Origin of the sequence: Kitasatospora sp. RG8, assembly GCF_017813315.1 — a bacterium.
Taxonomy (GTDB): Bacteria; Actinomycetota; Actinomycetes; order Streptomycetales; family Streptomycetaceae; genus Kitasatospora.
The window spans coordinates 12,531-34,608 of sequence record NZ_JAGIYX010000012.1 but is presented as its reverse complement, the minus strand read 5'-3'; the positions used below and the strand labels follow the sequence as shown (position 1 = coordinate 34,608).

Genomic DNA, 22,078 nt, shown 5'->3' with positions numbered 1-22,078 from the left:
GTCAGCCGTAGGTCCGGAACTCCGCGGTGTCGAGGACGACACCGAGCAGGTCGATCGGCACGGGCTCGCCGAACTTGGTGGTCCGCTCGGCAACGTAGTCCGGCAGCCCCGAAGCGGCCGCCCGGCTCGGCTCGGTGAGCAGCACGCAGAGCCCCTTGATCGGATCGACGATCAGGTAGGCCGGAACGGCGCCCTCCGCGTACAGCTCCCGCTTGGTCCGGTAGTCACGCAGCACGCTGGTCTTCGACACCACCTCGACGACCAGTGTCACGGCGGGCGCAGGAACCAGTCGCCCGGGCCCCTCGACAGCCCCCCGCTCGATCACCACCAGGTCCGGCTGGGGCTCGCTCGCATCGGCGGGGAACGCCACGTCCTGCGTCTGAAGGCGGTGCCAGCGAGTGCGCGGGATCTGGTCGACGATCGACTCGACAATGAGGTTGTGGGCCGTGTCCGGCCCGGCCGTCATCACGATTTCCCCCCTGATGAGCTCGGCCTTGAAGCCCTCCGGAACCTCCAGGTTCTCGAAGATCCCAGTCATCCGGTCATCGATGGCGGTCATCGCGCATTCCCTCCGACGGCTGGCACCACGTTAACGGCCCTCAGTCCACCAGGTCACGCACGACGGCGTCGGCCAGGAGGCGGCCCTGGAGGGTTAGGACGGCGCGACCGGCGGCGAACGGCTCCGCGGCGAGGAGGCCGTCGGCGAGGTGGCGGCCGGCGGCCTCCAGGCCGGTCCCCGTCAGGAGGGTGAGCGGGATGCCCTCGGCGAGGCGCAGTTCGAGCAGGATGCGCTCGACCCGGCGGTCCTCGTCCGCGAGCACCTCACGGCCCTGGGCCGGGGTGCGGCCCTCCGCGAGGGCCTGCGCGTAGGCGGCGGGGTGCTTGGCGTTCCACCAGCGGACTCCGCCGACGTGGCTGTGCGCGCCGGGGCCGGCGCCCCACCAGTCGGCGCCGGTCCAGTACAGCTCGTTGTGGCGGCAGCGGCCCTCGGGGGTGGTGGCCCAGTTGGAGACCTCGTACCAGGAGTAGCCGGCGGCGGCGAGCGCCTGCTCGGCGATCAGGTAGCGGTCGGCGTGCACGTCGTCGTCGATCATCGGGAGCTCGCCGCGCTTGACCCTGGCGGCCAGCTTGGTGCCGTCCTCGACGATCAGCGAGTAGGCCGAGACGTGGTCCGGGCCGGCGCCGATCGCGGCGTCCAGGGAGGCCCGCCAGTCGTCGTCGGACTCGCCGGGGGTGCCGTAGATGAGGTCCAGGTTGACGTGCTCGAAGCCGGCCGCACGGGCCTCGGCGACGCAGGCCTCGGGACGGCCGGGGGTGTGGTGGCGGTCGAGCAGTCGCAGCACGTGCGGGCGGGCGCTCTGCATGCCGAAGGAGATCCGGTTGTAGCCGCCGGCGCGGAGCTCGGCGAGGTAGGCCGGGTCGACGGACTCCGGGTTGGCCTCGGTGGTGACCTCGGCGTCGTCGGCGAGCCCGAACTCGTCGCGGATCGCGGCGAGCATCTTCACCAGGTCCCGGGCGGGCAGCAGGGTGGGCGTGCCGCCGCCGAGGAAGACGGTCCGCACCGGGAGGTCCGCGGTGCCGAGCACCTTCCGGGCCTGCCGGATCTCGGCGACCACGTTGTCCGCGTACGTCTCCTGCGAGGCGACCGCCCCCGAGGAGCGCAGCTCGGTGGCGGTGTAGGTGTTGAAGTCGCAGTAGCCGCAGCGGCTCGCGCAGTACGGCACGTGCAGGTAGAAGCCGAACGGCCGCGACCCGAGCCCGGCGAGGGCGTGCGCGGGCAGGGAACCGTCGGACGGCACGGGTTCGCCGTCGGGGAGTGCGGAGGGCATGACCCCATTGTCCCGTACGGCCCGCGCAACCACGCGGGCCGTACGGGACGGCGGCGGATCAGGCCTCGTTGGCGCCCGCGTACATCCCGGCGACGGCGTCCGCGTACGTCTTCTCGACGACCGGGCGCTTGATCTTCAGGCTGGGGGTGAGCTCGCCGTGCTCGACGTCGAGGTCGCGCGGCAGCAGGTGGAACTTCTTGATCGTCTGCCAGCGCTGGAGGTCGGCGTTGAGCCGCTGCACGAAGCCCTCGATCAGCTTGTGCACCTGCGGGTCGGCGACCACCTCGGCGTAGGACTTGCCGGCCAGGCCGTGCTCGGCGGCCCAGGGCATGATCACCGGCTCGTCCAGGCCGATCAGCGCGGTGCAGTAGTTGCGGCCGTTGCCGATCACCAGGACGTTGCTGACGAACGGGCAGACCGCCTTGAACTTGCCCTCGACCTCGCTGGGCGCGACGTACTTGCCGCCGGAGGTCTTGAACATGTCCTTCTTGCGGTCGGTGATCCGCAGGAAGCCGTCCGGGGAGAGCTCGCCGATGTCCTCGGTGTGGAACCAGCCGTCCGCCTCCAGCACCTCGGCGGTCTTCTCCGGCAGGTCGTGGTAGCCGCGCATGATGCCGGGGCCGCGGAGCAGGATCTCCCCGTCCTCGGCGATCCGGACCTCGGTCCCGGGCAGCGGGCGCCCGACGGTGCCGATCCGGACGTCCTCGGCACGGTTGACCGTCGAGCCGGCACTGGTCTCGCTGAGACCGTAGCCCTCCAGGATCGGGACGCCCGCGCCGGTGAAGAAGTAGCCGATCTCGGGGGCCAGGGCCGCGCTGCCGGAGACGGCACCGCGCATCCGCCCGCCGAACGCCGCGCGGATCTTGGAGTACACCAGCCTGTCGGCCAGCGCGTGCTGGACACCGAGGGCGAACGGCACGCTGTCGCGGCCGGTGGCGATCCGGTTGGCCTGGGCCGTGCGGGCGTGGTCGCGGGCGACCTTGGCGGCCCAGAGGAAGATCTTGTACTTGGCGCCGCCCTCGGCCCGGGCCTTGCCGGCGATGCCGTTGTAGACCTTCTCGAAGATGCGCGGCGCCGAGGCCATGACGGTGGGCCGGATCACCGGCAGGTTGTGGATGATCCGGTCGACCCGGCCGTCCAGGGCCATCACGTGGCCGGTGGCGATCTGGCCGGAGATCAGCGTCTTGCCGAACACGTGCGACAGCGGCAGCCACATGTACTGGACGTCGTCGGCGGCCAGCAGCCCGCTCGCCTCCTGGGCACGCCCCTCGTACGCCCAGCAGTCGTGCACCAGGCGCACGCCCTTGGGGCGGCCGGTGGTGCCGGAGGTGTAGATCAGGGTCGCCAGCTGCTCCTTGTCGAGCGCGGCGACGGCCTTCTCCACGGCGTCCGGGTGCTGCTCCAGGTACTCGGCGCCGAGCTGCTCCAGCTCGGCGAGGCCGAGCACGTTGAACCCGCCGGACTCCGGGGCGGTGGCGGGCACGTCGAAGAGGATGACGGTCCGCAGCTCGGGCAGCTTCCCGGCCTGCTCCACGACCTTGGCCAGCTGGCCGGCGTTCTCCGCGAACAGGGCCCGGGAGCCGGAGTTGGAAAGGATGAAGGCCGTCTCGTCGGCGTTGGTGCTCGGGTAGACGGTGGTCGTGGCCGCGCCCGCGCACATGTTGCCGAGGTCGGCGACGACCCACTCCAGGCGGGTGGAGGAGGCCAGCGCGACCCGGTCCTCGGGCTGGATGCCGAGCGACATCAGGCCGGCGGCCACCGCCTTGACCCGGACGGCGGTCTGCGCCCAGGTCAGCGAGCGCCACTGCTCGGCCCCGGGGGCGCTGTCCGCGGCCTGCTCGTCCACGGGAGCGGGGTAGCGGTAGGCCTCACCGGCCGGGGTGGCGGCGACCCGCTCCAGGAACAGGTGGGCGACGGAGGCGGGACGCCCGGCGACGATGTCGTCACGGCCGGAGTCGATCAGGGACTGCGCGGAACTCAACGAGGACCTCCGGGGGCGGGTGGCCGTCTGAGGGACTGTCGCGGCTCCCGTGGGGGCGGTCGCCGGGCCCCCGGGCAACCGGAGCGGTACCGGTGAGTAACAAGGGGGCAGTCAGCAGCCTAGGGGGAAACCGGTCATTCCGTAAGGGGGCGGTCCCGGCTGGCACCCCGCCGGGCGGCCGGTGCAGCCCGGCGGCACCCCCTGCGGCCCGGCCCGCCGCGCGTTCGGGCAAAGGACTGGACAAACATCCGGGCGGACTACCGGGAATAGCCTGTACGAGTCCACCAAAGCACGAGAATCGGGATGCGAATCCCCCCGCCGACGACAAGAGTGTGCCAGTGCTGATCAGACTGCTCAGGGCGTACCTGCGCCCCTACTCCCGACCGATCACCCTGCTGGTGCTGCTCCAGCTGGTCTCGACGCTCGCCCTGCTCTACCTGCCCACGCTCAACGCCGACATCATCGACGACGGGGTCGTGAAGGGCGACACCGGCACCATCCTGCGCCTCGGCGGCGTGATGATCGCCGTCACCGTGCTCCAGGCGCTCTGCTCCATCGGCGCGGTCTACTACGGCGCGCGCACCGCGATGGCCGTCGGCCGGGACGTCCGGGCCGCCGTCTTCGACCGGGTGCAGAGCTTCTCCGCCCGCGAACTCGGCCAGTTCGGCGCCCCCTCCCTGATCACCCGCACCACCAACGACGTCCAGCAGGTCCAGATGCTGGTCCTGATGTCCTTCACGCTGATGGTCGCCGCACCGATCATGTGCGTCGGCGGCATCATCATGGCGCTCAACCAGGACGTCCAGCTCTCCGCACTGCTGCTTGCCGTCGTCCCGGTCCTCGGCATCGTGGTCGCCCTGCTGGTCCGCGCACTGCGCCCGAAGTTCCGCAGCATGCAGACGAAGATCGACACCGTGAACCGGATCCTGCGCGAGCAGATCACCGGCATCCGGGTCATCCGCGCCTTCGTCAAGGACGACCACGAGCAGAACCGGTTCGACGGCGCCAACGGCGACCTCACCGGCGTCTCGCTCCAGGTCGGCCGGCTGATGTCCCTCATGTTCCCGACCGTGATGCTGGTGGTGAACGTCTCCAGCGTCGCCGTGCTCTGGTTCGGCGCGCACCGGATCGACAGCGGCGGCATGGAGATCGGCGCGCTGACCGCCTTCCTCTCCTACCTGATGCAGATCCTCATGAGCGTCATGATGGCCACCTTCATGTTCATGATGGTGCCCCGCGCCGAGGTCTGCGCCGAACGCATCCAGGAGGTCCTGGACACCCGCTCCAGCGTCGTCCCGCCGTCCGCGCCGGTCACCGACGTGCTCGCCCGCGGCAACCTGGAGCTGCGCGACGTCGAGTTCCGCTACCCCGGCGCCGAGGCCTCGGTGCTGCGCGGCATCGACATCACCGCCGGCCCCGGCCAGACGACCGCCGTCATCGGCTCCACCGGCAGCGGAAAGTCCACCCTGCTCGGCCTCGTCCCCCGGCTCATCGACGCCACCTCCGGACAGGTCCTGCTCGACGGCGTCAACGTGCGCGACCTCGCCCCCGAGACCATCGCCGAGACCGTCGGCCTCGTCCCGCAGAAGCCCTACCTGTTCACCGGCACCGTCGCCAGCAACCTGCGCTACGGCCGGCCCGACGCCACCGACGAGGAGCTCTGGCACGCCCTCGACGTCGCCCAGGCCAGGGAGTTCGTCGAACGCTTCCCCGAGGGCCTGGACGCGCCCATCGCCCAGGGCGGCAGCAACGTCTCCGGCGGCCAGCGCCAGCGCCTCGCGATCGCCCGCGCACTGGTCCGCAAGCCCGGCGTCTACCTGTTCGACGACTCCTTCTCCGCGCTCGACTACGCCACCGACGCCCGGCTCCGCAAGGCGCTCGCCCGCGAGACCTCCGACGCCACCGTGCTGATCGTCGCCCAGCGCGTCTCCACCATCCGCGACGCCGACCGGATCATCGTCCTCGACGAGGGCGCCGTGGTCGGCAGCGGCACCCACGGCGAGCTGATGGCCGGCAACCCGACGTACCGGGAGATCGTGCTCTCCCAGCTCACCGAGCAGGAGGCGGCGTGACCACCCCGGAGATGACCCCGGAGAAGACCCCGGACGGCGCCCCGGACGGGCTGACGCCGCTGACGAAGGGCCCGGCGCAGCCCGCCGGAACCGGCAAGGCGGGCCCCGGCGGCGCGGCCCCCGCCGAACCCCGCAGCGACTCGCAGTCCGCCGCCGCCCGCCGCGGCCCGGCCGGCCCCGGCCGGTTCATGGGCGGCCAGGGCGCCGAGAAGTCGATGGACTTCAAGGGCTCCGGCAAGCGCGTCCTCAAACTGCTGCGCCCGGAACGCAACCTGCTCGCCGGCGTCCTCGCCCTCGGCGTGCTCAGCATCGGCTGCGCCGTGACCGGCCCCAAGATCCTCGGCAACGCCACCGACCTGATCTTCGCCGGCGTCGTCGGCGCCAAGTTCCCGGCCGGCACCTCCAAGGAGCAGGTCGTCGCGGGCCTGCGCGCCGGCGGCGACGGCAGCGTCGCCGACCTGCTCTCCTCGATCGACTTCACCCCCGGCCAGGGCATGGACTTCGGGGCGATCGGCACCGTGCTGCTCTGGGTGCTGGCGATCTACGTTGCCTCCGCCCTCTTCGGCATCGTCCAGGGCCGGCTGGCCACCACCGCCATCCAGCGGGCCGGCTACCGGCTGCGCCAGGACGTCGAGGCCAAGCTCGCCCGGCTGCCGCTCAGCTACTTCGACAAGCAGCCCCGCGGCGAGGTGCTGAGCCGGGTCACCAACGACATCGACAACATCAGCCAGTCCATGCAGCAGACCATGGGCCAGGTGGTGAACTCGCTGCTCACCGTCGTCGGCGTGCTGGCCATGATGTTCTGGATCTCGCCGCTGCTCGCCCTGATCGCGCTGGTCTCGGTGCCGCTCTCGGTGGTCGTGGCGACCAAGGTCGGCAAGCGGGCACAACCGCAGTTCGTCCAGCAGTGGAAGTCCACCGGACAGCTCAACGCCCACATCGAGGAGATGTACACCGGGCACGCCCTGGTCAAGGTCTTCGGCCGGCAGAAGGAGTCCGCCGAGACCTTCCGCGAGCACAACGAGTCGCTCTTCGAGTCCAGCTTCCGGGCCCAGTTCATCTCCGGGATCATCCAGCCCGCGATGATGCTCATCGGCAACCTGCAGTACGTGCTGGTCGCCGTGGTCGGCGGGCTCCGGGTGGCCGGCGGCGCGCTGTCGATCGGCGACGTCCAGGCCTTCATCCAGTACTCGCGGCAGTTCAGCCAGCCGCTCACCCAGGTCGCCAGCATGGCCAACCTGGTGCAGTCCGGCGTCGCCTCCGCCGAACGCGTCTTCGAACTGCTGGACGCGCCCGAGCAGACCCCCGAGCCGGCCATGCCGGAACGCCCCGACGCCGTCCGCGGCCGGGTCGCCTTCCAGGACGTCTCCTTCCGCTACGACCCCGACAAGCCCCTCATCGAGGACCTCTCGCTCAAGGTCGAGCCCGGGCAGACCGTCGCCATCGTCGGCCCCACCGGCGCCGGCAAGACCACCATGGTCAACCTGCTGATGCGGTTCTACGAGGTCAGCGGCGGCCGGATCACCCTCGACGGGGTCGACATCGCCGCGATGTCCCGCGAGGACCTGCGCTCCGGCATCGGCATGGTGCTCCAGGACACCTGGCTGTTCGGCGGCACCATCGCCGAGAACATCGCCTACGGTGCCGACGGCGCCACCCGCGAACAGGTCGTCGAGGCGGCCAAGGCCGCGCACGTCGACCGCTTCGTCCGCACCCTGCCGGACGGCTACGACACCAAGATCGACGACGAGGGCACCGGCGTCAGCGCCGGCGAGAAGCAGCTCATCACCATCGCCCGGGCGTTCCTCGCCCAGCCGTCGATCCTCGTCCTGGACGAGGCCACCAGCTCGGTCGACACCCGTACCGAGGTGCTGATCCAGCGCGCCATGGCCCGGCTGCGCACCGGCCGCACCAGCTTCGTGATCGCCCACCGCCTCTCGACCATCCGGGACGCCGACGTGATCCTGGTGATGGAGAGCGGCTCGATCGTCGAGCAGGGCACGCACGACGAGCTGATCGCCGCCGACGGCGCGTACGCGCGGCTGTACAAGGCGCAGTTCGCCGAGGCGGTGGCCGAGGTCGACTGACCGGTCACGCCCGGCGGAGGAGCCGGAGGGGGACGTCGGCGTCACGACGTCCTCCTCCGGCTCTTCGTCTTGCGGGTGGCGGGCGCTACCGTGGGGCCCGTGAGTGACGACCCGTCGGCTGCGGCCGTGTCCGGCCCGGACGCGATCCCGGGCACGAACCCGACCACCGGCCCGGACACGAACCCGGGTACGAACCCGACCACCGGCCCAGGCACGAACCCGGACCTCGGCCCGACCACCGGCCCGGACGCCTTCGAGGCGAACCGGCGCTACCTGGGCTCGGTCGCCTACCGGCTGCTCGGCTCGTTCAGCGACGCCGAGGACGTCCTGCAGGAGGCCTGGCTGCGCTGGCGGTCCGTCGACCACTCCACCGTCGCCGACCCGCGGGCCTTCCTCACCACCGTCGTCACCCGGCTCTGCTACGACCAGCTCGGCTCCGCGCGGGCCCGCCGGGAGGCCTACTTCGGCGAGTGGCTGCCCGAGCCGGCCGTCTCCTACCAGGACTCCCCCGCCTCCCCCGCCGAGCTGGCCGAGCTCGGCGAGTCGGTCTCCCTGGCGCTGCTCACCGTCCTGGAGCAGCTGACCCCGGCCGAACGCGCCGCGTTCGTGCTGCACGACGTCTTCTCCGTCGGCTTCGACGAGATCGCCGCCTCGCTCGACCGCTCCCCCGAGGCCACCCGCCAGCTCGCCTCCCGGGCCCGGCGCCGGGTGAAGGACGGCGGACGCCGCGCCACCGCCGACCCCTCCGAGCACCGGCAGGCGGTGGAGGCGTTCGCCGCCGCGACCACCCGCGGCGACATCGAGGGCCTGCTCTCCGTGCTCGACCCGGACATCGTCTGGCACTCCGACGGCGGCGGCATCGTCAGCGCCGGCGCCCGCCCGGTGTTCGGCGCCGACAAGGTCTCCCGACTGGTCCGCGGCCTGATCGCCAAGTGGTTCACCCCCCGCATGCGCCTCGACCTCGCGCTGGTCAACGGCGAACCGGGCCTGCTCTGGATCGACGAGTCCGGCGCGGTCGGCGGCGTGCTGGCCTTCACCGTCTCCGACGGCCGGATCACCGAGGCCTACGTGGTGGTCAACCCCGAGAAGCTGAGCCGGATCGCACCGGCTGCCGGCTGACCCGACCCCGCATCCAGAACGTGATGCAGGTCACTGTCACGGTCCGGGCGGCCACGTCGTCCCCTTCCCGAAAACGCGGCGGGCGCAGGCCCGCAGCGAACGCAGAACGCAGCGGGCGCTTCGAGAGGGCGCTTCGGAGGAGGCGGACGACATGGCCGAGAAGCAGATCGTCGTACTGGGCGCCGGCTACGCGGGGCTGGCCGCGGCGGCCCGGGCGGGCGGGCGGCGCAACCGGGTGACCCTGGTCGCCCCCGAGACCCGTTTCCTGCACCGCGTCCGCCAGCACGAGACCGCCGCCGGCCACCCCGCGCAGCGGCCGACCGTCGCCCAGGTGGTCCGCGGCCGCGGCGTGCGGCACATCCCGGCGCGCGCCACCGCCCTCGACCTCGACGCCCGCAAGGTCATGCTGGACACCGGCGAGACCATCCCCTACGACACCCTGGTCTACGCCCTCGGCAGCCGCACCGCCTGGCACGGCGTCCCCGGCGCCGCCGAGCACGCCTACCCCGCCGAGCGGGCCGCCGAACTAGGCGCACGCCTGCGCGCCGCCGACCGCCCGGGCACCGTCGCCGTGGTCGGCGGCGGCGCCACCGGCATCGAACTGGCCACCGAGATCGCCGAGGCCCACCCCCGCTGGACGGTCCGGATCGTCGCCGCCGGCCAGGTCGGCGGCTGGCTCTCGGCCCGCGGCCGCCGCCACATCCTGGACGTCATGGCCCGGCTCGGCGTCGAGGTGCACGAGCAGAGCACCGTCACCGCCGTCGACCCGGCCGGCCTGGACACCACCGCCGGCCGGATCCCCGCCGACCTGGTCGCCTGGGCCGCCGCCCTGGAGCCGCACCCGCTGGCCGCCGAGGCCGGTCTGACCGTCAACGCGGCCGGCCAGGCCGTGGTCGACGACCACCTGCGCTCGGTCTCGCACCCCGACGTCCACGTGATCGGCGACGCCGCCGAGGTCACCGTCCCCGGCACCGGCACCCTGCGGATGAGCTGCGCCACCGCCCTGCCGATGGGCCGCTACCTCGGCGGGCTGCTCGCCGGGGGCGCCGACAAGCCCTTCGCGTTCCGGTACGCGGTGCAGTGCCTGAGCCTCGGCCGCCGGGACGGGATGGTCCAGCTGATCCACGGCGACGACTCGATGCGGCCCACCGTGCTCACCGGCCTGACCGGGCGGCTGATCAAGGCGCTCATCGTCAACGGCGTGGTGTGGTCCCTGCGGTGACCCCGACGGGCCGGCGGTGCCGGAGCCACGGCACCGCCGGCCGCTGACCACGCACCCCCCGGTGCGCCGGGACGTACCGAGGGGTCGGGGCGGGTGCCGAGAGGTCGGCGCGTGCTGAGTGGTCGGCGCGTGCTGAGTGGCCGGGACGTGCCGAGGGGCCGGGGCGCGTGCCGAGGGGTCGGGGCGGGTGTCGAGGGCCCGGGACATGCCGGAGGCCCGGGGCGGTTCGCCCCGGGCCCCTCGTGCGCCGTCGGTTACTTCTTCTCCTTCGGCGCCTCGGCGTCGGTGGACAGCGCGGCGATGAAGGCCTCCTGCGGCACCTCCACGCGGCCGACCATCTTCATCCGCTTCTTGCCTTCCTTCTGCTTCTCCAGCAGCTTGCGCTTACGCGAGATGTCACCGCCGTAGCACTTGGCGAGAACGTCCTTGCGGATCGCGCGGACCGTCTCACGGGCGATGACCCGGGAGCCGATGGCCGCCTGGATCGGCACCTCGAACTGCTGGCGCGGGATCAGCTTCTGCAGCTTGCCCGCCATCATCACGCCGTAGTTGTAGGCCTTGTCCTTGTGCACGATCGCGGAGAACGCGTCCACCGCGTCGCCGTGCAGCAGGATGTCGACCTTCACCAGGCTGGCGCTCTGCTCGCCGATGGGCTCGTAGTCGAGCGAGGCGTAGCCGCGGGTCTTGGACTTCAGCTGGTCGAAGAAGTCGAAGACGATCTCCGCGAGGGGGAGGGTGTAGCGCAGCTCCACCCGGTCCTCGGAGAGGTAGTCCATGCCCTGGAGGTTGCCGCGGCGGGACTGGCAGAGCTCCATGATCGCGCCGACGAACTCGTTCGGCGCCAGGATGGTCCCGCGCACGACCGGCTCGAACACCTCGGCGATCTTGCCGGTCGGGAACTCGCTCGGGTTGGTGACCGTGTGCTCGGAGCCGTCCTCCATCACCACGCGGTAGACCACGTTCGGGGCGGTGGAGATCAGGTCGAGGTTGAACTCGCGCTCCAGCCGCTCCCGGATGATCTCCAGGTGCAGCAGGCCGAGGAAGCCACAGCGGTAGCCGAAGCCCAGCGCCACCGACGTCTCCGGCTCGTAGACCAGCGCGGCGTCGTTCAGCCGCAGCTTGTCCAGGGCGTCGCGGAGCAGCGGGTAGTCCGAGCCGTCCAGCGGGTAGAGGCCGGAGAACACCATCGGGCGCGGGTCCTTGTAGCCGCCCAGCGCCTCGGTCGCACCCTTGTGCATCGAGGTGATGGTGTCACCGACCTTGGACTGCCGGACGTCCTTCACACCGGTGATGATGTAGCCCACCTCGCCGACGCCGAGACCGTCGGCGACCTTCGGCTCGGGCGAGATGACGCCGATCTCCAGCAGCTCGTGGGTGGCGCCGGTCGACATCATCGCGATCCGCTCGCGCTTGGTGAGCTGACCGTCCACGACACGCACGTAGGTGACCACGCCGCGGTAGGAGTCGTACACCGAGTCGAAGATCATCGCGCGGGCCGGGGCGTCCTTGACGCCGACCGGGGCCGGGATGGTGTTCACGATGTGGTCGAGCAGGTCCTCGACGCCGAGGCCGGTCTTGGCGCTGACCTGGAGCACGTCGGACGGGTCGCACCCGATGATGTGCGCGATCTCCGCGGCGTACTTCTCCGGCTGGGCGGCCGGCAGGTCGATCTTGTTGAGCACCGGGACGATCGTGAGGTCGTTCTCCAGCGCCAGGTACAGGTTGGCGAGGGTCTGCGCCTCGATGCCCTGGGCGGCGTCCACCACGAGGATGGTGCCCTCGCAGGCCGCGAGGGAGCGGGACACCTCGTACGTGAAGTCCACGTGACCCGGGGTGTCGATCATGTTGAGGATGTGCGTCGTACCGGCGTTCGCCCCGGTCTTCGGCGCCCACGGGAGGCGGACGGCCTGCGACTTGATGGTGATGCCGCGCTCGCGCTCGATGTCCATGCGGTCGAGGTACTGGGCACGCATCTGCCGCGGGTCGACCACACCGGTGATCTGGAGCATCCGGTCTGCGAGCGTCGACTTGCCGTGGTCGATGTGGGCGATGATGCAGAAGTTGCGGATCAGCGCCGGGTCGGTACGGCTGGGCTCTGGCACATTGCTGGGGGTCGCGGGCACCTTGGTCCGATTCTCCGTTGGTCCGGGGGCCGGGTGCGTCCGGGTCATCGCTGACCGGCTTCCCGGGGACCGGACAGTCGTCCGATCGAAATAGTTCCTCCCATACTCCCACGAGCACGACGTGCGCCGCCGTTCGGTTCTTCCCCGGACGCCGGACGGTGCCTCCCTGGGGGTGCTGACGGCACCTCCCCGGGGCGTCGGAGGTGCCGGCCCCGGGATGCCGGAAGGTGCTGCCGCAGGGAGTCGGACGGCGCTGAGTCGGACGGGTAGGGCGCCCTGGGGACCGGAGAGCGTCTCCCGAGAGCCGGACGGCACCTCCCGGGTGCCCGGAGTTGCGGCAGGATGCGGTCGCATGATCCTGGAAAGCGCGCTTCTCGATGTCGTCCCCGGCCAGGAGGAGGCCTTCCTCGCCGCCTTCGCGCAGGCCCGGCCGCTGATCGCGGTCCAGCCCGGCTTCCGCTCGCTGGAACTGCGGCGCTGCCTGGACGAGGGCCACACGTCGCGCTTCCTGCTCCAGGTGGAGTGGGAGCGGCTGGAGGACCACACGGACGGGTTCCGCCGCTCCGCCGAGTACGGTCGCTGGCGGGAGCTGCTGCACCGCTTCTACGCGCCGTTCCCCGAGGTCGAGCACTACGGCGAGCCGGTGCTCCGGGCCTGATCCGGCCGCTGCCACCCCTGCTCCGCCCCGCCGGCCCCGGACGGCTCACGGCGGGAGGCCGGCCGACGGGGCCGCCCGACAGGCCGGTCGGCGGCCGACCGGTTTGGGGCGGGGGCTGCGCCCCTGGTAGCGTTGGCCGCTGCACCTGGCCTCGGCATGCCCTCTCAGCTGGTCCGACGGCCGCGCGGTGCAGCCCGTTCAAACCGTTTACACACAAGACTGAGGCACTTTCGTGGCGAACATCAAGTCCCAGATCAAGCGCAACAAGACCAACGAGAAGGCGCGCCTGCGCAACAAGGCCGCCAAGTCCTCGCTGAAGACCGCTCTGCGCAAGGCCCGTGAGGCTGCTGCCGCCGGCGAGACCGAGAAGGCCGTCGTGCTGGCCCGTGCCGCCTCCAAGGCGCTCGACAAGGCCGTGAGCAAGGGCGTCATCCACGCCAACCAGGCCGCCAACAAGAAGTCGGCCATCACCAAGCGCGTCAACGCCGTCCAGGCCTGACGCCCCGGGGCCACCGGCCCCACCCCCTCGGGACGAACCGGCCCTCTACCCGGACCCCCGAGGTGAGAATCGAGACTCGCACCGTACGCGGCCTGCGTTCGCCACGCGGGTGCGGTGCAAAGGCAGTACGGCAGGCGCCGCAGCGGACCTCTCCCCAGAGGCTGCTGCGGCGCCTGTCGCGTTCTGTGGTCCGACCGCTATGGTCGGTCACGGCGGTTCCGGGATCACGGTCGCGGCGGCCTCCTCGGCGGCAGGCGCCGTACGGCGAGTACGCGGACTGCTTCGGCAGCCGCTTCGGCAACGCATGGCCTCGGCAGCGCCCGACTTCGGCGAAGGCGCGTCGCCGGACTCGTCACAGCTCGAATTCGCTGTTCCGCTGGATTCGTCGGTCTCAACGACGCCACCGAATGCACGGAAGCACTGAAGGCCTCGAAGGCCCAGGGGGGACCACCTATGGCGACGTCACCGCCACCACCGCCGGCCCAGGGCGGGCCGGGGTTCACCGGCTTCCCGCAGCAGCAACCGCGGCCGGCGGGCGCACCCGGGTTCGGCCCGCCGCCCGGGCTGCCCTCCTCGCCCGGACTGCCGCCAACCTCCCCCGGACTGCCGCCGACCCCGTCCGGGCCGGCCGGCGGGCCCGGCGGGTCAGGCGGCGCGGGCGGGACGGGCCGCAAGGGCGGGAACCTGCGGCGCAACGCCGTCTGGGCGTTCGTGGGCGCCATCCTCGCCTCGGTCGTCTGGTCCGGCGCCGTGGCCGTCGTGCCCCGGATGGTGCAGGGCCACTCCTCGGCGCAGAGCATCCACGGGTACCACGCCATCGACAAGATCTGCGAGGCGGGCAAACTCACCGCGTTCCGACAGAAGTACAAGATGGTGGACAACTACCCGCTGGAGCACACCGGCCGCAGCGACTCCATGGACATCATGCGGTGCTACGCCCTGATGAAACGCTCCGTCAGCGGGAGCGACACGCCGGACTACGCCACCCTCGACATCCGCGTCGAGCTGCACAAGGCCGTCGACTCCTCGCCCGAGTACGCCGCCACCCGGCACTACTTCGAGCAGCAGAAGTTCGAGATCGCCGACGTGCCGAACCTCGGCCAGGAGGCGTACTACGCGTACGGCGACGAGCCGACCAGCTCCGACAAGACCTTCCACGACATCAACTACTACCTCGTGGTCAGGGACGGCGGCATGACGTTCTCGCTCTACTGGACCGACAACTACCAGCTCGGCAAGGACGCCACGCTGGAGCGCGACACCGTCCGGCGGGCCATGCTCGACGACACCCGGGACATCCTCAAGGCGATCGGCGGGAAGTAGGCGGGGGCGGGGGCTTCTGCCCGGCCCGCTCGGGGCACGCCCCGGACCTCGCCCCGGACCTGCCGCTCCCGCCCGTACCGGTCTGCTCCGCGCCGGCCGCCCCCTCGCCGTCCTCGCCGTTGCTTTTGCGCCCTCTCAGCCCTGGCCGTTCCCTCGCAGCCCTGGCCGTTCCCTCGCCGCTCAGTACGGGCGGGAGCCGGCCCGGGCGGCCCGGGCGACGGCGACCACGGCGCGTTCCAGGGCGTAGGCCGGGTCGTCGGAGCCCCCCTTGACCGCGGCGTCCGCCTGCGCGATCGCGGTCAGGGCGGTGGCCACGCCGTCGCCCGTCCAGCCGCGCATCTGCTGGCGGACCCGGTCGACCTTCCACGGCGGCATGCCCAGCTCGCGCGCCAGGTCGGCCGGGCGCATGTTCCGCCCGGTGGTGGCCAGCCGGCCGATGCTGCGCACCCCGGACGCCAGCGCATAGGTGATGCCGGTCGGCGGCTGCCCCACGGCCAGCGCCCAGCGCAACCGTTCCAGCGCCTCGGCGGCCCGGCCGGTGACCGCCAGGTCCGCCACCTCGAAGCCGGTCGCCTCGGCCCGGCCGCTGTAGTAGCGGGCCACCACCGTGTCGTCGATCGTGCCCTCGACGTCCGAGGTGAGCTGGCTGCACGCCGCCGCCAGCTCGCGCAGGTCGCTGCCGAGCGCGTCCAGCAGCGCCTGGCACGCCTCCGGGGTCGCCGACCGCCCGAGCGTCCGGAACTCGCCCTTCACGAAGGCCAGCCGCTCCGACGCCTTGGCCAGCTTCGCGCAGGCGACCTCGCGGCCGCCGGCCTTGCGCCCCGCGTCCAGCAACCCCTTGCCCTTGGCGCCGCCCGCGTGGACCAGCACCATGATCACTTCTTCGGCCGGGGCCTCGATGTACGCCTTGACCTCCTTCACGGAGTCGGCGCCGAGGTCCTGGGCCGCGCGGACCACGATCACCTTGCGCTCGGCGAAGAGCGAGGGCGTGGTCAGCTCGGCCAGGCTGCCGGGCTGGAGGCTCCCGGGCGCGAGATCACGTACGTCGGTGTCCGGGTCCGCCGCCTTCGCCGCCGCCACCACCTGGGCGACCGCGCGGTCCAGCAGCAGCTCCTCCTGACCGACCGCGAGGGTCAGCGGGGCGAGCAGGTCATCGGGTGCACTCTTCCTGGCCATCGCGTACCAGCATCCCACGCGGCACGGACAGGCCTGCCCGGCCAGCGGGGCGCAGGGCGCGGGCGCAGGGCGCGGGCGCAGGGCGCGGGCTCAGGGGTGCGGGCTCAGGGGTGCGGGCTCAGGGGTGCGGGGGCGCTGGGTGCGGGGCCGCGGACTCGGGGGTGCGGACTCGGGGGTGCGGCGCGCTGGGTGCGGGGTGGGGTGCGGCGCGCTGGGTTCTAGTTGCTGGTTACTGGGCGACAGGGGCGTCCAGGGGGTGGGCGCCGCGCCCGCGGGAGCGCCTTGGAGAATGGACCGGTGACCGACGACCACACCATCGACCAGCCGGACGCCTTCGATCCGAACGCCCGGCAGCTCCTCGTCCTGCCCGACCGCGACGCCGCCGAGGAGGCCGCGGAGGAGCTCAGTGCCAACCACCCCGACCTCGGCGAGCTGGAAATCGTCCGGGACGCCCTGGCCGGCGAGGACGACGCCGAGGACGCCCAGTGGCTGGTGGTCGTGGAACCCCCTGAGGACGGCTGGACCCCCGGCCATCTGCGTGCCCTCGACGCCATCGCCGCCGAGGCCGACGGCTGGCGCGAAGAGGGCTGACCCTCACCGCCCGGCGGCCTGGCGGTGCCTTGGCCTCTCTGCCATCGCCCCGCCCGCTCCCTCCCTCTCGGCTTCGCGCTCCCTCTCGGCTTCACGGCCGGACAATTCTGGACCTTGGCGGACGGTTCCGGACCGTTCTGCACGGCCATCACGCCGCTTCCGCGCCGGTCCCGGGCACTGCCCGGGGCCGGCGCGCCATCTGAGCCACGTCCTCGCACGTGCCCCCTCCTCATGCACCCGTCCCTCGCGCGCCCTGCCTGCCCTGTCCCCTCCTCCCGGTGGGGAGGGAGAGCGAGTGAGCCGGAGGAGGCGCTCAGGTGGGCGGGCCGCGCGGCCCGCCCACCGGGTGGAGCGGACGGGAAGCGCGGGAACCGTGCAGGGCCTCGGCATCCTGCGGGTGGACCACGGCGCCGAGGCGCGCCGGGGTGTCACCCGTCACGGCGATGTCACCGGCACGGTCCGTGCGCAGCACCGTCGCACCGAGGGCACGCAGGTGGTCGACCGTCCTCGCCGACGGATGGCCGTACGGATTGCCCTCGCCACAGGAGATCAACGCCAGCCGAGGGCGCAGGGCCGAGGCCAGGCCCCAGTCCTGATGCGCCGAGCCGTGATGGGCCACCTTCAGAACGTCCACCTTGACCCCGCTTCCCAATCTCCCCGACAACGCCGACTGCGCCGGCGGTTCGAGATCACCCAGCAGAGCCAGTTCCAGCCCGCCCGCGACGGTCACCAGCAGCGCGACGCTGGCGTTGTTGGCTCCGGTCGCATCACCCGGCAGCTCGGCCTCCGGCCAGACCACCTGCCAGGACAAGCCAGGCCCGACCGACCGCCGTTCACCCCGCCGGGCCCTCAGCACGGGAATTCCCGCGGCCGCCGCCCACCCGGTCACCCGGGCCGCTTCGCCCGGCGGATCGTTCACACTCGTCCCCTCGACCGCCCCGACCGCGCGCCCCCGCAACACCCCTGGCACGCCCTCCACGTGATCGGCGTGGAAGTGGGTCAGCAGCAACAGCGGAACCCGGGTGATCCCGAGGTCGCGCAGACAACGGTCCGCCGCCTGCGGGTCCGGACCGGCATCGACCACCACCGCGCTGTCCGTGGCCGCGCCACCGTCCGAGGTCACCGGCAGCACCAGCATGTCGCCCTGCCCCACGTCACACATGACCAGCCGCCACCCCGGGGGCGGCCAGCCCGTCGCGAGCCGGGTGAGCAGGGGCGGGCGCAGCAGCACGGCCAGCAGGACGAGGAGGAGAAGGCCCGCGACCACCGGCCGGATCCAACCGCGGCGAACGCGCGGGCCGGTCGCGGCCGTACGCCGGGGCAGCAGGAGCGGCACCGTCCAGCACAGCGCCACGGTCGCCAGGGCGAGCGTCACCGTACCGAGGAGTCCGCCCGGCCAGGAGAGCCGGCCTCCCGGCAGGTCGGCGCCGTGCCGGGCCACCGCTGCCAGCCAGCCGGCCGGCAGCCCGGCCACCTCCGCGAGCAGCCGGGCCGGCGCCGGGAGGAACGGGTCCAGCACGAGCACCACGAAGCCGAGCAGAGTCGCCGGCGCCACCGCCAGCTCGGCCAGCAGGTTGCAGGGGACGGCGACGAGGCTGATGTGCCCGGACAGCACCACCGTCACGGGCGCGCAGAGCGCCTGCGCCGCGGCCGTCGCCCCTACGGCACCCGCCAGGTGGTGCGGCCAGCCGCGCGCCCGCAGGGCCCGGGCCCAGTGCGGGCCGAGGACCAGCAGGCCGGTGGTGGCGAGCACCGAGAGCAGGAAACCGAACGACCGCGCCAGGTAGGGGTCGAGCAGCACCAGGAGCAGGACGGTGCCGGACAGGGCGGGCACCGCCTGGCGCGGACGACCGGTGGCCAGTGCGAGCAGGCCGATCAAGCCGGTGCCGGCCGCCCGCAGCACGCTGGGCTCAGGCCGGCAGATGGTGACGAAGGCCAGCGTGACGGCCGTGCCGAGCAACGCGGTGGTGCGCAGGGAGAGCCCGAGTAGAGCTGCCAGGCCACGCCGTTCCGGGGTAGCGGCCCGCCCCGGCGCACCGAGCAGGACGCCGAGGACGATCGCGAGGTTGGCCCCGCTCACTGCGACCAGGTGTGCCATGTCGGTGGCCCGGAAGGCGTCCAGGAGGTCGCCGGGCAGCCGGGAGGTGTCCCCGACGACCAGCCCTGGGAGCAGTCCTCGCGCGTCCGGCGGGAGCCCGTCGCTCGCGGACCGCAGACCCGCCCGCAGCCGGCCGGCGACCCGCTGCGGCAGGCACGGCGGTACGAGTTCCCGGAGCGGCCCGTGCGCGACCAGCAGCGCGGCCGACTCGTCGTCGTGTCCCTCCCCCGCGGGGCGGACATCGGCCTCGACGGCCACCCGGGCCGACGGCAGCAGCCGCTGCCACTGGCCGATGTCCGGCCCGCGCGCCAGCACCGTCACCGGGGTCCGGGTCCTGGTCGCGCCGACGCCCGGCCCCGGCCCCGGTTCGGGGCCGGCCAGGACGGTGACCCGGTCCACCACGGCGTCCACGGTGAGGACGGCCTGCCCGGCGGTCGTCCCCCTGGTCCGGGACGTGTGGGTCTTCGGGTCGCCGGTGATCGTCAGCTCGACGTCCACCGCGGGAGCGGGGCCCGCGACCCGGGCCAGCGCCGGCACCGGACCCCGGTGCAGGTCGGCGGTGTGCAGCAGGGTCACGACGGTGGCCGCCGCACCGGTGAGCATGACCGCGGCCGCCGTCACGCCGGCGCCTCGGCGCCGCCGCACGCCCGGGCGGGCGAGCAGGAGGACGGCGCCGACCGCGGCCGCGCCCGCTGCAAGGACCAGCAGGAGACCGTGGCCCGCGCCCGGGCCGAGGACGGCCGCCGTGACGGCCCACGCCGCGACGGCAGGCAGGAGCAGTCGAAGGTCGCTGACCGGAAAGGGGGTTGGGGAAGGACGGGCGGTCGGACGGAGGTCGACGGCCGTGGTGGCGGCGATGACGGCACCTCCCTTCATGGGTCGACGGGCGGGTGGGTGGGGATGGACCGGTGGTCAGCACATCGGGGCAGGTCGGACCAGGCCTCCGGTCAGAGGGTGAGCATCGGTTTGATCTCCGCGTAGGTGCGCTCGCCGATGCCGCTCACCTGCCGGAGCTGGTCGAGCGAACGGAACGAGCCGTGGGCCGCGCGGAACGTCAGGATGCGTTGGGCGAGCGTCGGCCCGACCCCGGGGAGCGTGTCGAGTTGTTCGAGGGTGGCGTGGTTCAGACTGACCGGCTGTTTCGGCCCGGCGGCCGCGGGAGGCCCGGCGCCCGCCCCGCCGGCCGGTGGTGCGGCCTGGTCGCCGACGAGGATCTGCTCACCGTCCGTCAGCACTCGCGCCAGGTTGAGGTTCTTGGTCTCCGTGTCGGGCAGCGGGCCACCGGCCACGCGCAGGGCGTCGGCCACCCGGGCGCCGCTGGGGAGGGTGTGCACGCCGGGCGAGTGCACGCGGCCGCCGATGTCGACCACCACCACGGCGCCTGCCTCCGGGCCACCCGCACCGGGCGGAGCCGGACCGGGGGCTGCCTCGGACGCCCCGGGAACACTCCCCGCCGGTTCCGCCGAGGCAGCCACCCCCGGTACGTCGACCGGTTGCGGCCGGGCCAGCCAGAAGTGCTGTACGCCGTAGCCCGCGGAGAGCAGCAGCAGGAGGACCAGGCCCGCCAGGGCCCGCCGGTCGAGCACCACCGCCGGGCCGAACCGGAACGGCACACGATCCGCCGCACCGGCCACCGCACCGCCCGCGGCCGTACCACCGGCGGCCGCTGCCCCCTTGGTGGCCGTGCTACCTGCCACCGCACCCGCCGACGCCCCAGGCAGCTCACCGAACCACGGCTCCGATGATGGTTCCGACGACGCACCGGCCGGCAACCCGGACCGCACCACAGGCGGCTCCCCGAACAACGGCTCGCTGGGCTCAGCGGACGACGGTTCAGCGGTCGGTGGCACAACGCACGGCGGCTCAGCGGACAACGGCACAGCGGACGACGGTTCAGGCGGGGGCCCGGTGGTCGTCGTTCCCCCCGCCCCGGCCGACCCCCCGGCCGCCGGGAGCAGGGCCACCATCCGCAGGCGTGCGGTCTCGCTGATCTCCTGGCGCTTCCTCGCGCCGGTCCTCATGCTCGTCAGGCTTGTCAGGCTCGTCATGCGGAGCACGGTAGGAGCAGGTCCGGACCCCGCACGAGAATCGCCGAAGACCTGTGGAAAACCCGGGGGTTGTGGATAAATCAGGTCACTCGCACGAGGGATGAGGGCTCTTCAGAGTTGACCCCGCGCACCACGCACCACGCACCACGCGCACCTCACACCACACGCCACACGCCACCGCATTGCCACCACACGCCACCACGAGTCGCCTCAGCGCGGCGAGACCACGACCGCCAGCAGCCCGGGCCCGGCGTGCGCGCCGATCACGGCGCCGACCTCGCCCACGTACAGCTCCCGCAACCCCGGGACCCTCCCGCGCAGCCGTTCCGCGAGCGGCTCGGCCCGGTCCTCGGCCGCCAGGTGGTGAACGGCGATGTCGACCTCCCGCTCCCCCGCCTGCTCGACCGCGACCTCCTCCAGCCGGGCGATCGCCCGGGAGGCGGTCCGCACCTTCTCCAACGGCTCGATCCGCCCGCCGTCCAGGTGCAGCAGCGGCTTCACCGCCAGGGCCGATCCGAGCAGCGCCCGCGCCGCCCCGATCCGGCCGCCGCGACGCAGGTACTCAAGGGTGTCCACGTAGAAGAAACCACTGGTCAGTGCCGTACGCCGGGTGACGGCCTCGGCCACTTCGGCCAGCTCCCGCCCGTCCGCGATCGCCTCGGCGGCGGCCAGCACGCCGTACCCCAGGGCCATGCCGACCAGCCGGCTGTCCACCACCCGCACCGGAACGGCCGCCTCGGCGGCAGCCAGCCGCGCCGCCTCCACCGTCCCGGACAGCTCGCCGGAGATGTGCACCGAGACGATCCCCCGGGCGCCCGCCTCCACCGCCGCCCGGTAGGCGGCGGCGAACGTCTCGGGGCTCGGCCGGGACGTCGTCACCCGCTGCTTGCCCCGCAGCGCCTCGGCCACGTCCTTGGGCGAGATCTCCACGCCCTCGGCGAGGACCGTGTCGCCGACCGCGACACTCAACGGGACCACGGAGATTCCGTACCGGTCGACGGCCTCCTGCGGCAGATAGGCCGTGGAATCGGTGACAAGCGCGAGGTCGGCGGGCATGAGGCGGAGGTTACTCCGCGCCCGGCCCGGATGACAGCGCCCGGACCGGGTCACGCGCAAGCCCGGGAGCACCCCGGAACCCGGGGCCCACCGGGCCGCAACCGCTCAAGTCCACGGCCCGCGTCGCGCCGGGCCCGGGTCGCACGCAACCCGGCCCCCAGGACCACGGGACCGCCGATTCGGCCGACTCGGACGA

16 protein-coding genes are annotated in these 22,078 nt (G+C 72.8%); 8 read left to right on the top strand and 8 right to left on the bottom strand.

The genetic code is table 11. The annotated features are described in order from the left end of the window. Position 1: 1 nt before the first annotated feature. Genes J5Y04_RS19295 through J5Y04_RS19285 form a run of 3 tightly spaced genes read right to left on the bottom strand, consistent with a single transcriptional unit; the run spans position 2 to position 3,810 of the window. On the bottom strand, positions 2 to 559 hold the full coding sequence (locus J5Y04_RS19295) for a Uma2 family endonuclease (RefSeq protein WP_209413306.1): 558 nt from the start codon (positions 557 to 559) through the stop codon (positions 2 to 4). A 40-nt stretch (positions 560 to 599) separates the two neighbouring features. Beyond that, complete coding sequence (gene hemW, locus J5Y04_RS19290; RefSeq protein WP_209413305.1) at positions 600 to 1,829, bottom strand: radical SAM family heme chaperone HemW; 1,230 nt, start codon at positions 1,827 to 1,829, stop codon at positions 600 to 602. A gap of 58 nt (positions 1,830 to 1,887) precedes the next feature. Continuing rightward, positions 1,888 to 3,810 carry a long-chain fatty acid--CoA ligase gene (locus tag J5Y04_RS19285; protein WP_209413304.1) on the bottom strand — a complete coding sequence of 641 codons (1,923 nt, stop codon included), beginning with the start codon at positions 3,808 to 3,810 and terminating at the stop codon, positions 1,888 to 1,890. A gap of 338 nt (positions 3,811 to 4,148) precedes the next feature. On the opposite strand from J5Y04_RS19285, the gene J5Y04_RS19280 reads away from it, so the two are divergent. The 4 genes from J5Y04_RS19280 (at position 4,149) to J5Y04_RS19265 (ending at position 10,310) form a co-directional block, all read left to right on the top strand. After that, positions 4,149 to 5,882 carry an ABC transporter ATP-binding protein gene (locus J5Y04_RS19280; protein ID WP_209413303.1) on the top strand — a complete coding sequence of 578 codons (1,734 nt, stop codon included), beginning with the start codon at positions 4,149 to 4,151 and terminating at the stop codon, positions 5,880 to 5,882. A 188-nt stretch (positions 5,883 to 6,070) separates the two neighbouring features. Next, positions 6,071 to 7,969, top strand: a complete 1,899-nt coding sequence (locus J5Y04_RS19275) for an ABC transporter ATP-binding protein (RefSeq protein ID WP_209413472.1) — start codon at positions 6,071 to 6,073, stop codon at positions 7,967 to 7,969. A 99-nt stretch (positions 7,970 to 8,068) separates the two neighbouring features. After that, positions 8,069 to 9,088: an RNA polymerase sigma factor SigJ gene (gene sigJ / locus J5Y04_RS19270; RefSeq protein ID WP_307853199.1), complete on the top strand. Its 1,020-nt coding sequence runs from the start codon at positions 8,069 to 8,071 to the stop codon at positions 9,086 to 9,088. Positions 9,089 to 9,239: 151 nt separating this feature from the next. Next, positions 9,240 to 10,310 (top strand): NAD(P)/FAD-dependent oxidoreductase, encoded by a 1,071-nt coding sequence (locus J5Y04_RS19265; RefSeq protein ID WP_209413302.1) that lies wholly within the window; start codon positions 9,240 to 9,242, stop codon positions 10,308 to 10,310. Positions 10,311 to 10,564: 254 nt separating this feature from the next. Here J5Y04_RS19265 and lepA read toward each other — a convergent pair whose 3' ends face one another. Next, positions 10,565 to 12,433 (bottom strand): translation elongation factor 4, encoded by a 1,869-nt coding sequence (lepA, locus tag J5Y04_RS19260; protein ID WP_209413301.1) that lies wholly within the window; start codon positions 12,431 to 12,433, stop codon positions 10,565 to 10,567. A gap of 352 nt (positions 12,434 to 12,785) precedes the next feature. Here lepA and J5Y04_RS19255 point away from each other — a divergent pair, with 352 nt between their 5' ends. From J5Y04_RS19255 to J5Y04_RS19245, 3 genes are all read left to right on the top strand, one after another. After that, a complete protein-coding gene (locus J5Y04_RS19255) occupies positions 12,786 to 13,091 on the top strand; it encodes an antibiotic biosynthesis monooxygenase (protein WP_209413300.1) in 306 nt (101 codons plus the stop codon). Positions 13,092 to 13,323: 232 nt separating this feature from the next. After that, a complete protein-coding gene (gene rpsT, locus J5Y04_RS19250; protein WP_209413299.1) occupies positions 13,324 to 13,590 on the top strand; it encodes a 30S ribosomal protein S20 in 267 nt (88 codons plus the stop codon). A gap of 453 nt (positions 13,591 to 14,043) precedes the next feature. After that, positions 14,044 to 14,913, top strand: a complete 870-nt coding sequence (locus J5Y04_RS19245) for a hypothetical protein (protein WP_209413298.1) — start codon at positions 14,044 to 14,046, stop codon at positions 14,911 to 14,913. A gap of 180 nt (positions 14,914 to 15,093) precedes the next feature. Here J5Y04_RS19245 and holA read toward each other — a convergent pair whose 3' ends face one another. Beyond that, positions 15,094 to 16,089 (bottom strand): DNA polymerase III subunit delta, encoded by a 996-nt coding sequence (gene holA, locus J5Y04_RS19240; RefSeq protein WP_148645193.1) that lies wholly within the window; start codon positions 16,087 to 16,089, stop codon positions 15,094 to 15,096. 297 nt (positions 16,090 to 16,386) lie between these two features. On the opposite strand from holA, the gene J5Y04_RS19235 reads away from it, so the two are divergent. After that, a complete protein-coding gene (locus J5Y04_RS19235; protein ID WP_307853198.1) occupies positions 16,387 to 16,680 on the top strand; it encodes a hypothetical protein in 294 nt (97 codons plus the stop codon). Between the two features lie 313 nt (positions 16,681 to 16,993). Here J5Y04_RS19235 and J5Y04_RS19230 read toward each other — a convergent pair whose 3' ends face one another. The 3 genes from J5Y04_RS19230 to J5Y04_RS19220 form a co-directional block, all read right to left on the bottom strand. Then, a complete protein-coding gene (locus J5Y04_RS19230) occupies positions 16,994 to 19,654 on the bottom strand; it encodes a ComEC/Rec2 family competence protein (protein WP_209413297.1) in 2,661 nt (886 codons plus the stop codon). Between the two features lie 71 nt (positions 19,655 to 19,725). Next, a complete protein-coding gene (locus tag J5Y04_RS19225; RefSeq protein ID WP_209413296.1) occupies positions 19,726 to 20,475 on the bottom strand; it encodes a ComEA family DNA-binding protein in 750 nt (249 codons plus the stop codon). 561 nt (positions 20,476 to 21,036) lie between these two features. Next, complete coding sequence (locus J5Y04_RS19220; protein ID WP_209413295.1) at positions 21,037 to 21,882, bottom strand: DegV family protein; 846 nt, start codon at positions 21,880 to 21,882, stop codon at positions 21,037 to 21,039. Between the last annotated feature and the right edge of the window lie 196 nt (positions 21,883 to 22,078).

Excerpts from the sequence above, each read along its gene's own strand:
- J5Y04_RS19245 (WP_209413298.1), top strand. The coding sequence starts at position 14,044 with ATGGCGACGTCACCGCCACCACCGCCGGCCCAGGGCGGGCCGGGGTTC.
- hemW (WP_209413305.1), bottom strand. The coding sequence starts at position 1,829 with ATGCCCTCCGCACTCCCCGACGGCGAACCCGTGCCGTCCGACGGTTCC.
- J5Y04_RS19230 (WP_209413297.1), bottom strand. The coding sequence starts at position 19,654 with ATGAAGGGAGGTGCCGTCATCGCCGCCACCACGGCCGTCGACCTCCGT.
- holA (WP_148645193.1), bottom strand. The coding sequence starts at position 16,089 with ATGGCCAGGAAGAGTGCACCCGATGACCTGCTCGCCCCGCTGACCCTC.
- J5Y04_RS19275 (WP_209413472.1), top strand. The coding sequence starts at position 6,071 with ATGGGCGGCCAGGGCGCCGAGAAGTCGATGGACTTCAAGGGCTCCGGC.
- J5Y04_RS19255 (WP_209413300.1), top strand. The coding sequence starts at position 12,786 with ATGATCCTGGAAAGCGCGCTTCTCGATGTCGTCCCCGGCCAGGAGGAG.
- J5Y04_RS19265 (WP_209413302.1), top strand. The coding sequence starts at position 9,240 with ATGGCCGAGAAGCAGATCGTCGTACTGGGCGCCGGCTACGCGGGGCTG.
- J5Y04_RS19220 (WP_209413295.1), bottom strand. The coding sequence starts at position 21,882 with ATGCCCGCCGACCTCGCGCTTGTCACCGATTCCACGGCCTATCTGCCG.
- J5Y04_RS19295 (WP_209413306.1), bottom strand. The coding sequence starts at position 559 with ATGACCGCCATCGATGACCGGATGACTGGGATCTTCGAGAACCTGGAG.